Origin of the sequence: Acinetobacter sp. YH12049 (genome assembly GCF_013419875.1) — a bacterium.
In the GTDB taxonomy this organism is placed as follows: Bacteria; Pseudomonadota; Gammaproteobacteria; order Pseudomonadales; family Moraxellaceae; genus Acinetobacter; species Acinetobacter amyesii.
This window is the reverse complement of sequence record NZ_VOZH01000019.1, coordinates 60,196-73,818: the sequence shown is the minus strand read 5'-3', so window position 1 is coordinate 73,818 and position 13,623 is coordinate 60,196. Positions and strand designations below refer to the sequence as shown.

The following is a 13,623-nucleotide window of genomic DNA, read 5'->3' as shown; positions in this document are numbered from 1 at the left end:
TGTTCCACTTTAGATATTTGTTTAAGATGAGATGTAACTCATTGAAATGTGTCATCATATTCGTCGTCAGAAAACAAGTATTATGCCATTATTTCAATGAGTTATCTTTTTTTGTCGTGTACAAAGTTTATTCTCACAAAAAAAGTCCAAAACACTTTCGCATTTTGGACTTTTTAATTATAGCGCTGTCTTAATTAAAGGACAGGCTGCAAGGTCAGCGTATAAGGCATGAACTTGTTCCAACTCTTCAAAGCGCAGTTGAGCAGTTAAAGAGTGGTATTTACCTGTGCGTGACGGCTGTACTTTTACTGTGTCACCATCAAATTCAGGGAAGTGCTTCTGTAAAATATCAACAACAGCAACTCGAAGTTCTTCACCTGCATTACCAATCAATTTAATTGGGTAGTCCATAGGGAAGACCCAAAGATGCTCTTGCAATTCACGTGAAGGAGCGCGATTAGTCATATCAGTCATGGGACACCTCATTAGTAAAAATACCTGCAATGAGCAGGTATTTGGAATTATTTGCTACATGCTCATAATATGGGGCGGAAAACCCCATATTCAAGCCTGCATTGTCCTAGTTATAGGTTAATCATTCTCAAGGAATGAACGCAGATGTTCTGAGCGTGAAGGATGACGTAATTTACGCAATGCTTTCGCTTCAATCTGACGAATACGTTCACGTGTTACGTCAAACTGTTTACCCACTTCTTCCAAGGTATGGTCGGTTGGCATATCGATACCGAAACGCATTTTCAAGACTTTCGCTTCACGTTCAGTCAAGTTTTCAAGAACTTCACGTGTTGCTTCTTTTAAGCCTTCAGACGTTGCAGCATCAATCGGAGAGGTGATGTTGCCGTCTTCAATGAAGTCACCAAGATGCGAATCTTCATCATCACCAATTGGTGTTTCCATTGAAATTGGTTCTTTCGCGATTTTAAGCACTTTACGAACTTTCACTTCGTCCATTTCTAGACGTTCACCTAATTCTTCTGGTGTAGGTTCACGACCCATTTCTTGAAGAAGTTGGCGAGATACACGGTTGATCTTGTTAATGGTTTCGATCATGTGTACTGGAATACGAATAGTACGTGCTTGGTCGGCAATAGAACGCGTAATCGCCTGACGAATCCACCAAGTTGCATAAGTAGAGAACTTATAACCACGACGATATTCGAATTTATCCACCGCTTTCATCAAGCCGATGTTACCTTCTTGGATCAAGTCGAGGAATTGCAAACCACGGTTGGTGTATTTTTTCGCAATCGAAATTACCAAACGTAAGTTAGCTTCAACCATTTCCTTTTTCGCACGGCGAGCTTTCGCTTCACCAATCGACATACGTTTAGAAATGTCTTTGATGCCTTTAACATCTAAACCAAGTTCTTTCTCGATGTCAGCGATTTTTTGTTGGAATGCCAGAACGTCAGGGCGGACTTTTTCAAGATAGCCTTTCATTTCTGCAGGTGCTTTAGCAATTTGTTCATCTAACCAAGCAAAGTTAGATTCTTGACCTGGGAAAGACGTACGGAATTGAGTACGGTCCATACGACCACGACGTACTGCATAGCGCATAACTTCACGTTCAGAAGTACGGATTTGGTCATGGGTATTACGAATCAAATCAGAGATGATGTCGAATAAACGTGGTGTGAATTTGAACATCATGAACACAGTTGCAAGTGCTTCAAGTGCAGCAGCAGCTTCTTTACTGTTACGACCATGTTTTTCAATTGCAGCTTTAGTGACTAACCATGCTTGTTCAAGCTCAGTGAAACGTGCTTTAGCAATTTCAGGATCTGGACCAGATTCGCCTTCAGAATCATCATCACCTTCAGACTCTTCTTCTTCATCGTCATCATCAAGTTTGACATCTTTAGTTGGCTTGTTGGTTGACGCTTCATCTTCATCGATCTCAGAATCATCTTCATCGATCACTTCTGGGATGGCTTCGTCAGATTCTGGATCTAAATAACCAGAAAGAATATCAGCTAAACGGCGTTCACCCGCTTCATAATCTTTATATTCTTGCAATACAACTTCGACTGCATTTGGCCAATAAGCAATAGAATGTAAAACGTCACGAATACCTTCTTCGATGCGTTTTGCAATGCTAATTTCGCCTTCACGTGTCAAAAGCTCAACTGTACCCATTTCGCGCATATACATACGCACAGGGTCAGTGGTGCGACCGGGCTCATTTTCAACAGATGCAAGTACAGCAGCGGCTTCTTCTTCAGCAACTTCGTCAGTCGCTTCGCTGCCACCTTCAAACATTGTATCGTCAGTTTCTGGTGCACGATCATGTACCGGAATACCCACGTCATTCAACATCTGAATGATGTCTTCAATCTGTTCACTTTCAGTGATTGAGTCCGGGAGATGATCGTTAACCTCGGCGAAAGTTAGGTAACCTTGCTCTTTGCCTCGGCTAATCAGAGCCGCTACTTGAGAAGTAGGGGAAGTCATATCGCTCATCTTTGCTTACTCTTCGTTGAATCTGTGGCAGTAAAAAACCGTGCATTTTAGCACGATCGTCTCATTAAATCTTGTTAATAGCTGGCTTATCCCATTAGGACGGTACAGCATCAAGCTGTCCAATGAGATATTAAAAATTTAAATTCAGTAATTTAGGTGGGGCTGAAATTGTTGTTTTCAAGTTCATCCCATGCATCGATTATTTTACGAGTCATCTTTGACTGTCATAAAAATGAAGGACGCAGGGTGGATTATATCATGCCACAGGTTTTGGTAAGAAAAAAAGCCCTATTTTTAAAGTTTAGTTGTTAAAAAAACAAATAAAACTTGACAATATTTTATATCCCATATAAATAGCGGCTAGACCCCTTCAATTTTTTTCATTATGAGGTAGTTTTGGTGTCTTCTACAGATTTTGAACTAGATGATAACTACGGTGATGATGATGTGAATTTCGATGAGGCCAGTGCAAAAACTAGCGCGAAAGAATCGTTAGAAAAGCGCCGACTTATTGATGACCTTCTGGCTCAGCGCCGTCTTGAACGTGAGCTTAAAGATTTTGATTACGACATCGACGATGACGATGATTTTGATGACGAAGAAGACTAAATAGCGATTTAGCATAGCGCTTGAAAATGCTATGCTTACGCATTAAGTTTCTAACTCTGGATTTGAAATGAGTGCTTTAGATTTAGACCTTTTGAGTGACTATCTAGACGGCGATGACAACGAGCATGGTCTAGATTTTGCAGCGACTCATGGTTTTTTGTGTGCAATTGCAGTAGGCCCAGCTTTTGATAAATGGCTAGACGAACTTTTTGATAACAATCAGAAAAAAGTACCTGCTGAAATTATTGCGCAAGTAAAAGCATGGCTCGAATCGATTCGTCAGAATCTTGCCAATGAAGATGGTATTGAATTTCCATTTGAAATTGAAGAAGCCGATGTTGAATCAAGTCTTGGTGACTGGAGTGTTGGCTTCGTTGATGCCATGTTCCTAAACGAAGATGCATGGTTCACCGACGAGTTTGAAGAACAATTGGTAGATTTAACTTTGCCAATCATGGTGTTCAGCGGCATTGATGAAGAAGATCCACAAATGGAATCTTTCCGTCGCAATGGTCAGTTGATGGATGAACTTGCAGAAGAAATCCCAACCAATTTGAACGAATTATATTTGATGTATCACACACCAAATTAATTTCGACGAAATTTAAAAAAAGCACCTTGGGGTGCTTTTTTTAGCGCTGTACTTTTTTAATTCAAAATCAATCTTAATGCTTAACTGCGTTGGGCTTTTAAGAAGCTTTTCGCCATCCATCCAAAAGATAAAGCCAACATGAGATAATGGATGAATAAAGTAAAGCTGATAGCAAGCAGCCAGACCCAAGCGGGTAATTGCGTTAGCGCCATTTGAATAAAGGCTTGGGTTTCAGGGAAGATCAAGAGACAAATGACTGTAGCAACGACACTGATGAGAACCGAAGCTAAAATACAGCTCCAAATCAAAGTTCGCTTTTCTAACTTATTTGGCACTCGCTGATGGTCTTTAACAAAGCTGGATGCCGCAGCAAAACCGCCCACGATGAGACAGGTAATGGATGAACCACCGGGTAAATCAAAGAAAGACTCTATGGCTGCGACAGCGACCATGGCGAGGGCATAAGCAATGCTAAATGTGATGATGTATTTTTTCATTATTTAATGTTCATGTTTTCGTTTTATAAAGAGCGAGTATAGCTTGCCCGAAGTTTCTTCACTCAATTTTAAGTTTCAGTGAAGGGTATTGATTCAAATTCTAACGGAATAAGTTAAAAAAATTTATAATTTTTTAGCGCAGTAGTCTGCATACCAACCGTAGGCAATATGAAATATCGTGCCATGAATGGCGACCATGCAGAGCATAATTACAGCAGTTAGCCCAATGCCTGCATTATCCACAGACTTCATAATGCTTTCGGCATTGGGATTCATCAGCACCAAGAACAGCACAAAAAAGCTACCAATGATGATTGCAACGGCACTGGAGCCCCAAACCAGTTGGATCTTTTCATGGTTGCTAGGCACACGTTGTTCTTTCTTTACAAAATGCCCAACGCTGATTAATGCACATGCCACCAATGTAGGAATTAATGTAATACCACCAAGATTTAATCCAAAGATTAATACGGTAATCAAAAGCACCAAGGCGATGCTATAAACAGCAGCAAAGTGTAGGAGATAGTGTTTCATTTAAGCCCCAAAACAAAAAATTAACGAGGTCGACGTTGATGTCGACGGTACAAAATCCAAGCAATAATGATGACTGTGATCAGAATAATCACATGGCCAACTTTACTAAATATTTGCTGCATTAACTGCTGATTTTCACCTAAATAAAAACCCATACAAGCTAAAAAAGTGGTCCAAATAATCGTACCTAAACCACTATAAAACATAAACTTCCAAAATGGCATGCGGCTCATTCCAGCAGGAATACTAATGAGAGAACGCACAGCTGGAATCATTCGTCCGAAAAATACAATGCGGTGACCGTATTGCTCAAACCATGCTAGAGATTTTTTGACATCTGCCGATTTGATAAATAAATACTTTCCATAGCGATCGACGAAGTGAAAGATGGATTCATGCTTAAATTTATAGCCAATCCAATATAGCAATGCAGCCGCCAGTAAAGAACCGACACAACCTGAAATAATGACACCAATGAGGAGTAGTTGACCTTGGGAGGCAGAATAGCCAGCCGAGGGCATAATGATTTCAGAGGGGATTGGGGGGAAGACATTGTCAAGAAACATGAGCAGGGCAATACCGAGATAACCCAATTGTTCCATGATTGAAATGATCCATTCAGTTAAAGTCATGGTAGCTAAGGCAGAGAAAAGGTGTATTTATCCTATGTTGAAAAGCGCAGTGGGTAAAGTTCCGTTTTAAATATTCCTGAAACCACCTAAGCAAAAACAACAAATGTTGAGTTCATCTTGTATTAAGTAGCACGTAGGCTGAATTAGAAGGAAAATGTATGAATGAGTGATGGTATTGAGCAATGCTGAATGATATAAGATTGAAGAATTGAAAGGCTTGGATCATAGTTTTTATAGTATTGAGTGTACGCTGTTCAGTTTGGATTTTATTTTTGATTTTTGGCGCTTTAGCAGCCTTAAAAATCGTTTTATGTACTGAACAGCGTAGGACAAAGTTGCAATAAGTAGCGTTGCAAGGTGCATAAATTAATCATCATGTTCCATATTTAACAGTGTGTGAATATAGACTTGGCGTAAGCTCAGAGATAAAGCAAATGGAATCACACAAAGTCCAAGAATGTTGAGCATAGTGGGTTGTAAGTGCAATGTATAAGCAATAAATAAGGCAAAAATTGCACCAATGCATGTAGCAATACTGACTATCAAAATATGCGACTGTTGGTTAAGGAGGTGTTTTAATTCTCCTACACTTTCTTTTACACGGGGAGCGGGTAAAGCAAGGCGCCTTGAGGTTGCAATTGGAGAGTTGATTAATTTTGGCATAATGCTTTCCTTTTCAATTATCTATAATGATTTTCTCGGATCAATTGATCAGAATAAGCATAAATGCGCGAACTGATTCTCGTAAATAACCAGATATAGTTATTTTGTCAAAAAAATTAAGTCACTGTTGAGAATGCGTAAAAAAAGCCCTAAAAATAGGGCTTTTATTTATATATCGTTACAACAAATTTTCCTTAGAGACGCTTACGTTTTGCTGCCACAATTTGTGATTGACGCATACGGAAGCCTGCTTTTTGCTGTTCAGTAGTTTTGTCGATACAGTATTTGCATGATACGCCGTGTTCGTAGCTCGGAAGTTCAACTTCAGCAGGAGCCAGTGGCCAACCGCATGCGTGACATTTGATATTTTCGCCTTCTTCCATACCGTGAGTGACAGCAGTACGACCGTCAAATACGAAACATTCACCTTCCCACATGCTGTCGGAAGCAGGGGTTTCTTCTAAATATTTTAAGATACCGCCTTTAAGGTGATAAACCTCATTAAAGCCTTCTTGAAGTAAAAGTGAGGTTGATTTTTCACAGCGAATACCGCCTGTACAGAACATGGCAATTTTCTTATCTTTATGCTGCTCAAGCTCTTTTTTCACGTATTCAGGGAATTCACGGAAAGTCTCAGTTTTCGGGTCAATCGCACCCTTAAATGTACCTGCTTTGTACTCATAGTCGTTACGTGTATCAATTAGGATTACGTCATCACGTGTAATTAGTTCATTCCATTCTTTAGGATCAAGATAGTGACCGACTAAATCACGTGGTTTCACTTCCACACCTAAAGTCACGATTTCTTTTTTCAGTTTGATCTTCATTTTACGGAATGGTTTATCCGTACTATGTGATTCTTTGTATTCCATCGCATTAAAGCCTTCATTGAGAAGGAATTGATGGATGATATCTACAGATTTACGGTCACCGGCAACCGTACCGTTAATACCTTCACCTGCCACAATTAGAGTACCGCAAAGGTTGATGGTTTTTACCAAGTCTAAAAGACGTTGTTGAAGATCAGCAGGATCTTGAACTTCTTTGAATTGATAAAGTGCGGCAACAACCCAACCAGAGGTCGCTTGCTGTTCTACAGGTGCAAGCTGTTCTACAGTAGCGTTCATGGAGTACTCCAAATGAATAAACAGGATAAAAATTAAGGCGCACATTCTACCGTGATTTGGATGAATAAGCGAGTAAAGCGATGGCTTTTAACCACACATTTGATCATAGCTTCATTTCAGTAGTTTTAGCGTGTATAGTCATGCCGAGTTGTTTTTATCCCATAAATATTGATTGAATGGAGCCGGTTTTGAGTACTGATCGTCGAATTGCCTCGTTAACCCCATGTGCAGGGCGTTGTTCTACGGTATTTGGTGATTCAGTCTGTCGTGGTTGCCGCCGCTTTAATCATGAAGTCATAAAATGGAATACTTATACGGCAGAGCAACACACGGCCATTTGGTGTCGTTTAGATGCACAGTTAGATCAAATTTTAATACCGATGTTGCCGCAAGCAGATATCATCCATGTCGAAGGCTTTGTCTTGTCTAAGCGAGTTCGCTTGCGTCCAGATGCAAGCAAAGGCCGTAAACTGTATCACGCACTCAAGCTCTGCGAAAAAAACCGTCATTTCACAGATGAAAGTGGACTCGGGATACATTACAAACAGGTACGACCGTTGTGGGATGAATTTGAGCGTCGCGTTTTGGCACTCGCCACAGCCAGCTATGATTTGGCATTCTTAAGAGCAGATGCCATTCGCTTGCATTTATTGCAAAACATGGATGAAGAGGACTAAGTCCTCTTTTTTTATGTATGAAATTTATCGTGATCTAAAAAATAAGTGAAGGAATCTCAGCGTGAATTATTCGGAGTACTTTTTATATTGTGTGGCAGTCATCGTGATGATTGCAACGCCTGGACCTGTCATGCTGTTGGTCGCAAGTGCAGGCTTACAAGGCGGCTATAAAAAGGCATTTCAAACCATTGTCGGGACAAATTTTGCGTCACTGATTTTGATCGTACTGTCGGTGTGTATTTTAAAAGGCATTTTAAATGTGAATGCGCACTGGCTCGATGGCATTAAAATACTGGGTTGTATATATATTGCTTATATTGGGTTTGATATTTTAAAAGAAGTGATGACACAGCCCACTGAGCAATCTCTGCAGTTAAAAGCAGCACAAGGGGGCTTTAAGCAAGGACTGATCGTGGGGATTTCAAATCCTAAGGATATTATTTTCTTTGCTTCATTTTTTCCGCAGTTTGTAGGAATTACTCCTCATCTTGATCTGAGTTTAATTGTGTTGACCCTCAGTTGGATCGTTTTAGATTTTGCGACCTTGTCTTTGGTGTATTTATCTTTTCATCGATTGTCGAAATCACGTTGGTATAAAAAATTGTTGGCCCTGTGTGGGTTGATTTTAGTGGTGGTTGCCATCTATGGCATCTATAGCACATTCACTGCTTAATTCTTAACTTGAAATGTGCAGTAAAAAATAAAAAGGCTGATTCAATCAGCCTTTTTATGAACGTGTAGAGCTTTAATTTATTCGAACTAGAGATTGTGCTGTAAGCGATATTGCACAATTTCGTCAATGGTGAGTACAGTCAAATGATGGGTTTGTGCATACGCTAAAACTTGTACGCCATTCGCCATCGTACCGTCTGGGTTGGTTAATTCACACAAAACACCTGCAGGTTTTAAACCGGCTAGACGGGCCAAATCAATAGTCCCTTCAGTATGTCCACGACGGGTCAATACGCCGCCTTCACGCGCACGTAAAGGAAAAACATGACCCGGACGGTTTAAGTCAGCAGCAACAGCACCATCTTTAATTGCGGCTTTGACTGTAGTTGTTCGGTCTTTTGCAGAAACTCCAGTAGTAACACCTTCCGCCGCTTCAATGGTGACGGTAAAGGCAGTTTTAAAATGGCTAGAGTTATCAGACACCATGGGTGGAAGTTCTAAATGATTAGCCTGAGCATCGGTTAAACACAGGCAGACAATCCCTGAACCGTCACGAATCATACGTGCCATGGTTTCTACAGTGAGTGTTTCTGCAGCAACAATCAGGTCGGCTTCATTTTCACGGTCAAAATCGTCCATGACTAAAACAGGCTTGCCATGACGAATGTCTTCTAAGGCTTGCAGCATGCGCTGTTCTGCAGGTGGAAGGGCAGAAAAGAAAATTTCGGGTTGAATTAAACTAGACATTGAAACGCTCGCGTAAATTTTAGATACGGTTGAACATTTCAGGACATGTGAAATAGTGGCGTTACGATATATATTGAAAATGATCAATGATATAGAGATGTGACGTCGTCTTCTTTCATCCGGACTATACCGTCGGCTCAGGCATTGCACCTGATCTGCGAATCGCGTTTAAACGATTGGCTCGTGGGCTTTTTGCAGGGCGTTCAACCCAGCAAATTTACCACCGGTGGGGAGTTTCACCCCGCCCTGAAGCGATGTGTCTTGAGTATAGACCTGTTTGTGTGGTGATGGGGAATTATTGCGTAGAATCATTTGCAAAATTTTAGATAAGTAAAGTTATAAGATTGGATTTGTAAGCATTTTTATAAAGTGTGCCAAAGCATGCTATCGTGCCGATAAATCAACCATGATTGCATAATGATAAAAAATGACGCTTCCTCAGCATTCTCAGCAGCAGAATATAAAGCTGCATCGTTCACAGTTAGATCAAGAGTTTTCAACAGATCTGTTCCAAGATGTACAGGTCATTCGGTATCTGCAAGTGATCGGTGTTGCACTGATAGCAGCCAGTTTCGTGTATTTGATCGCGGCAAACTGGCTGATGTTACCCAAATTTATTCAATTGGCAATTCCAATGTTGCTGTTGGTACTGAGTGCTGTGACGAGTGTATATTTTGTAAGGCATGCTTGGATTCAGCAAAGCTTAGATGCTTTAAGTGCTTTGTTGCTCGGATTAAGTTTAGCTGTGATTGGGCAGGTCTATCAAACAGGAGCAGACAGTTATCTGTTATTTTTGGTCTGGGCTTTGCTGCTTTTACCTTGGTTATCTCGACCGAATATTGGAGTCTTTGCGTTACTGTGTTTGATCAGTCAATTGGCATTATTTTTATATTTTAAACAAAGCTATTTAATCGTTGATCATTCATGGTGGTATTTACTCTGCATGAATGTATTGACCGCAATATGTGTGACCTTGTGTTTGAAATATTATGCTGCACTGCGCTTTGTATTTGTTGCATTTATTACACTAATGTCGATGTATTGCATGTTTTTATACTGCGGAAATGGGGCAGAGCAGTATCAATGGCAATATTTAATTTTTGCATTGTTGCTTCCAATTTATCTGATTATCTATTTTTATCGACAACATCGTGCATTAGAAACCAGTTTACAAGCTGCAGGTCTCGCCGCGAGTTTCAGTATTTTGATTTTCCAATGGGCAGAACATATTTTATCTGACTCGAGTGCAGGATTGTTGGTTTTTGCCTTGCTGATATTTGCTTGGTTTGCGGTGATCAGTTGGGCACTGATGAAATTTCTGCCACAGACTAAATTTGCAGTTATTCCTTTAGCGATTGGGGCATGGTTCGCAGGCATTATTTTATCGAGCTTATTGCTGACCTATTGGAAGGCGTTTTCAATCGTCATGGGCTTAGTTTTTGTGGCTGTGGCTTGGTGGTTGATTCGACGAGCTAAAAGTATCTTTAGTCGCCAATTTGCTTACTGCTTATGGGTATGTGGCCAATCTGCGGTCTTCATACATACAGAGAGCTTGACCGATAGCATTGGGTTTATTTTAGTATTACAAATTGGCGTTATCTTGCTCTGTTTGTTTAGTCGAATGCATTGGTTTATTGTTTTTATTCAACTCATTGCAGGATATGGCCTTGCAGTGGCCACACTATTTGATGCCGATCTTTTTATGAGCGATGAACATGTCATCTTAGCTGTGATTGGATTGAATTATATTCTACTGATTTTCTTGCTCGGGAGTGCAACAGCTTGGTTGCACTCGATGTATCGAAAAAGTGTTGTGTTGTGGATGTTATGCATCGTATTGGCGGGTGTGGTGTTGCAGACCTTGTCAAATAACGTTCTACATTTTGAACAGACCCAACATGGTGTTCTTGACCTGTTTATCGTTTATCTACTGCCTGTGGTTTGGCTTGGCCTTTACATCGCAAATCAGCAAAAACAGACGGGGCGCGAAAAATGGCTGTTACTGCTATTGGGCCTTGTGCTGATTGCGATGGGCTATTTTGAAATTTTCTTGTTATTGGTTTTATTGGCATGGGCGCAGGTCTATCAGCAATCTTTGGTTAAAGCCCTTTGCATCGTGTTGATCATTTTTAGCTTATGGATGCTGTATTACAATTTAGGGTTGAGCTTTTTACTGAAAAGTTTAACGATTTTGATCTCTGGTCTTTTGCTGCTTGGCATCACCAAAATGTTAACTGCGATACAGCATAAACAAGGGGAAGGAGCATGATGAACATACTCAATAAAAAAATGCTTCCTATTGGTTTGGCTGTACTCAGTATTCTTTTATTTGTACTGATGATTGCACGGCATGAATGGCATCTGGCAAACAGTCAGAGTATTTATGTAAAGCTGCAACCGGTCGATCCTCGCTCTTTGATTCAAGGAGATTATATGGCCTTGAATTATCAGCTCTATTTTGGTGGTCAGCCTTCTGAAGAGCAATCTGCTAATGGGCAGGCTGCCAAAGCGAACAAAGAAGAAAATGTACACCGTGACTATTTTGTAGATCAAAAAAGTATTGTGAGTTATGTGCAGCTTGATGCACAGCGTAGAGTGATTCGAACCAGTTTCAATCCAAAGTTATTAGTGCAGTATCCAAGCTCATCTACAAAACTGGTGCTCAAAAATCCTGACAATAGATTTGAGGGTTTATATCCCGCTGCAAGCAGCTTTTTGTTTGCCGAAGGCTTGGAACCGTGCTATCGCGATGCGCAATTTGCAGAGCTGAAAGTACAGGAAAATGGTCAGCCCTTATTGGTGGGTCTAGTGGGTGAAAACCTGCAGTCACTTCTGTGTGAGCAGAAGAAAGTTTGGTGGAAGGGGCCACGAAGTGAATAAAAGCGGATTATGTGATTGATCGCATAAAAAAGCCCGCAAATTTGCGGGCATTTAGAATCTTTGAATGCTTGAATTAAGCAACTTGAACTGGAATACAGTTCGCTGTGTGGTTCACTGTGTTATTTGGGTTCGCATAGACTAAACGTGGCTTATGTGCATTTGCTTCAGCTTCTGTGAAATCGCCAAAAGTTGCAATAATCATCAAATCACCAATATCTGCTTGGTGAGCAGCACCGCCATTTACAGAGATAATGCCAGAACCTTCTTCACCACGAATGGCATAAGTGGTAAAACGCTTACCATTAGTCACGTTCCACATATGAATTTCTTCATATTCACGGATACCGGCTAAATCTAGAAGAATACCGTCAATTGCACAAGAACCTTCATAATGTAATTCTGCTTGTGTAACGACGCAACGGTGGATTTTAGCTTTTAATAAACGAGATAGCATGGCTAGCGTCTCCTTGGTAGACCTAAGATCGTATCTTATGGTGGAACAATCTCTTGAATGCTGGGTGAGCAGTCAAATGCAAGCGCATTTTGCTCTGAAATCATTCAGATGGCAATAAGTATTGTTCAACAATTTGTGGAATTGTCAGTTCTATTTGTAAGCATTGATCTGGTTCATGGCTTGCTGAATCTCACCACTTACCAACAATTTAGTACGTGATAAGGCATGTGCAATTGCATCATCCATTAAACCTTGTTCACTACTTGGTGCTTTACCTAAAACATGGCCTGAGACACGTTCTTTAGAACCAGGATGACCAATACCAATACGTAAACGATGGAAATTTGGACCAATATGCGGGACGATATCGCGTAAACCATTATGACCACCATGACCACCGCCAGTTTTCAGGCGAATGACACCAGGGTTCATATCAAGTTCATCGTGTGCGATAAGCATTGCTTCGGGAGCAATTTGATAGAATTTGGCGAAGGGAACAACACTTTGACCAGAGAGGTTCATAAAGGTTGTGGGTAACAGCAGACGAACGTCTTGACCTTCGATATTACCACGACCACTGATGCCTTTATATTTAGGATCAGCTTTGAGTTGGATGCCATATTGTTCTGCAAGGCGTTCTACGAACCAGAAGCCTGCATTATGGCGGGTTTGGGCATACTCAGAACCTGGGTTACCCAAACCAACAATCAGTGAAAGTTTACTCACTCATTTACACCATTTAACACTTATGCGCGTTTGAAGTCAGCGTGCATAGGAGTGTTTTTAGCTGGGTGACGTTGTAAAGCTTGGATTTTAACGCTTTCAGCTTTACCGTCGATGTTGATTTCAATAACTTCTTCAAAGAATGCGTTGTTTTCTAAAGCTTTAACAAGTTCGCGAAGTTCCAAAGTAACTGCTACAGGTTCAGCTGCACCACCGTAGATGATTGCTGGTACTTTATTTTGAAGACGAAGGCGGCGGCTCGAACCTTTCCCTTGTACTGCTTCTTCACGTGCTACTGCATTTAATACGAAGTTTGCCATGATAGACATTCCTAT

The 13,623-nt window shown here is 40.7% G+C and carries 17 protein-coding genes and 1 riboswitch; of the genes, 6 read left to right on the top strand and 11 right to left on the bottom strand.

Annotation, left to right across the window (positions count from 1 at the left end; genetic code table 11):
- Nucleotides 1–177 precede the first annotated feature (177 nt).
- Complete coding sequence (locus FTU05_RS10225; protein ID WP_180165189.1) at nucleotides 178–465, bottom strand: YbeD family protein; 288 nt, start codon at nucleotides 463–465, stop codon at nucleotides 178–180.
- 126 nt (nucleotides 466–591) lie between these two features.
- On the bottom strand, nucleotides 592–2,481 hold the full coding sequence (rpoD, locus tag FTU05_RS10220) for an RNA polymerase sigma factor RpoD (protein ID WP_078192191.1): 1,890 nt from the start codon (nucleotides 2,479–2,481) through the stop codon (nucleotides 592–594).
- Nucleotides 2,482–2,880: 399 nt separating this feature from the next.
- Here rpoD and FTU05_RS10215 point away from each other — a divergent pair, with 399 nt between their 5' ends.
- Nucleotides 2,881–3,090 carry a PA3496 family putative envelope integrity protein gene (locus tag FTU05_RS10215; protein ID WP_078191373.1) on the top strand — a complete coding sequence of 70 codons (210 nt, stop codon included), beginning with the start codon at nucleotides 2,881–2,883 and terminating at the stop codon, nucleotides 3,088–3,090.
- A gap of 67 nt (nucleotides 3,091–3,157) precedes the next feature.
- Nucleotides 3,158–3,682, top strand: a complete 525-nt coding sequence (locus FTU05_RS10210) for a YecA family protein (RefSeq protein ID WP_078191372.1) — start codon at nucleotides 3,158–3,160, stop codon at nucleotides 3,680–3,682.
- 80 nt (nucleotides 3,683–3,762) lie between these two features.
- Here the strand turns inward: FTU05_RS10210 and FTU05_RS10205 are convergent, their stop codons facing one another.
- The 5 genes from FTU05_RS10205 to FTU05_RS10185 all read right to left on the bottom strand — a co-directional run bounded on the left by FTU05_RS10205 (nucleotide 3,763) and on the right by FTU05_RS10185 (nucleotide 7,135).
- Nucleotides 3,763–4,179 carry an ABZJ_00895 family protein gene (locus FTU05_RS10205; protein WP_180165186.1) on the bottom strand — a complete coding sequence of 139 codons (417 nt, stop codon included), beginning with the start codon at nucleotides 4,177–4,179 and terminating at the stop codon, nucleotides 3,763–3,765.
- Between the two features lie 123 nt (nucleotides 4,180–4,302).
- Nucleotides 4,303–4,713 carry an ABZJ_00895 family protein gene (locus tag FTU05_RS10200; protein WP_180021958.1) on the bottom strand — a complete coding sequence of 137 codons (411 nt, stop codon included), beginning with the start codon at nucleotides 4,711–4,713 and terminating at the stop codon, nucleotides 4,303–4,305.
- A 20-nt stretch (nucleotides 4,714–4,733) separates the two neighbouring features.
- Nucleotides 4,734–5,345, bottom strand: a complete 612-nt coding sequence (locus FTU05_RS10195) for a DedA family protein (RefSeq protein WP_111885305.1) — start codon at nucleotides 5,343–5,345, stop codon at nucleotides 4,734–4,736.
- 366 nt (nucleotides 5,346–5,711) lie between these two features.
- Entirely contained in the window at nucleotides 5,712–6,008 is a 297-nt protein-coding gene (locus FTU05_RS10190; protein ID WP_078192186.1) for a hypothetical protein, read from the bottom strand.
- A gap of 194 nt (nucleotides 6,009–6,202) precedes the next feature.
- The gene (locus FTU05_RS10185; protein ID WP_180005054.1) at nucleotides 6,203–7,135 is read right to left on the bottom strand and encodes a rhodanese-related sulfurtransferase; all 933 of its coding nucleotides are present in this window, start codon (nucleotides 7,133–7,135) and stop codon (nucleotides 6,203–6,205) included.
- Nucleotides 7,136–7,323: 188 nt separating this feature from the next.
- Here FTU05_RS10185 and FTU05_RS10180 point away from each other — a divergent pair, with 188 nt between their 5' ends.
- A complete protein-coding gene (locus tag FTU05_RS10180; RefSeq protein ID WP_168378110.1) occupies nucleotides 7,324–7,812 on the top strand; it encodes a DUF1289 domain-containing protein in 489 nt (162 codons plus the stop codon).
- 61 nt (nucleotides 7,813–7,873) lie between these two features.
- Nucleotides 7,874–8,485, top strand: coding sequence for a LysE family translocator (locus FTU05_RS10175; RefSeq protein ID WP_180106142.1), 612 nt, complete (start codon nucleotides 7,874–7,876; stop codon nucleotides 8,483–8,485).
- A gap of 86 nt (nucleotides 8,486–8,571) precedes the next feature.
- Here FTU05_RS10175 and ribB read toward each other — a convergent pair whose 3' ends face one another.
- Entirely contained in the window at nucleotides 8,572–9,231 is a 660-nt protein-coding gene (gene ribB, locus FTU05_RS10170) for a 3,4-dihydroxy-2-butanone-4-phosphate synthase (RefSeq protein WP_180106143.1), read from the bottom strand.
- 103 nt (nucleotides 9,232–9,334) lie between these two features.
- Nucleotides 9,335–9,488, bottom strand: a riboswitch (FMN riboswitch).
- Between the two features lie 170 nt (nucleotides 9,489–9,658).
- Here ribB and FTU05_RS10165 point away from each other — a divergent pair.
- Both FTU05_RS10165 and FTU05_RS10160 read left to right on the top strand, forming a co-directional pair.
- Nucleotides 9,659–11,500, top strand: coding sequence for a DUF2157 domain-containing protein (locus FTU05_RS10165; RefSeq protein WP_180021954.1), 1,842 nt, complete (start codon nucleotides 9,659–9,661; stop codon nucleotides 11,498–11,500).
- Nucleotides 11,497–12,111: a GDYXXLXY domain-containing protein gene (locus FTU05_RS10160; protein ID WP_257220650.1), complete on the top strand. Its 615-nt coding sequence runs from the start codon at nucleotides 11,497–11,499 to the stop codon at nucleotides 12,109–12,111. Before FTU05_RS10165 ends, FTU05_RS10160 begins: the two co-directional genes overlap by 4 nt.
- Nucleotides 12,112–12,184: 73 nt before the next feature.
- Here FTU05_RS10160 and panD read toward each other — a convergent pair whose 3' ends face one another.
- The 3 genes from panD to rplY form a co-directional block, all read right to left on the bottom strand.
- Nucleotides 12,185–12,565: an aspartate 1-decarboxylase gene (panD, locus tag FTU05_RS10155; protein WP_078192181.1), complete on the bottom strand. Its 381-nt coding sequence runs from the start codon at nucleotides 12,563–12,565 to the stop codon at nucleotides 12,185–12,187.
- Between the two features lie 150 nt (nucleotides 12,566–12,715).
- Complete coding sequence (gene pth, locus FTU05_RS10150) at nucleotides 12,716–13,291, bottom strand: aminoacyl-tRNA hydrolase (RefSeq protein WP_168378106.1); 576 nt, start codon at nucleotides 13,289–13,291, stop codon at nucleotides 12,716–12,718.
- Nucleotides 13,292–13,311: 20 nt separating this feature from the next.
- Complete coding sequence (gene rplY / locus FTU05_RS10145) at nucleotides 13,312–13,608, bottom strand: 50S ribosomal protein L25 (protein WP_078191361.1); 297 nt, start codon at nucleotides 13,606–13,608, stop codon at nucleotides 13,312–13,314.
- Nucleotides 13,609–13,623: the final 15 nt, after the last annotated feature.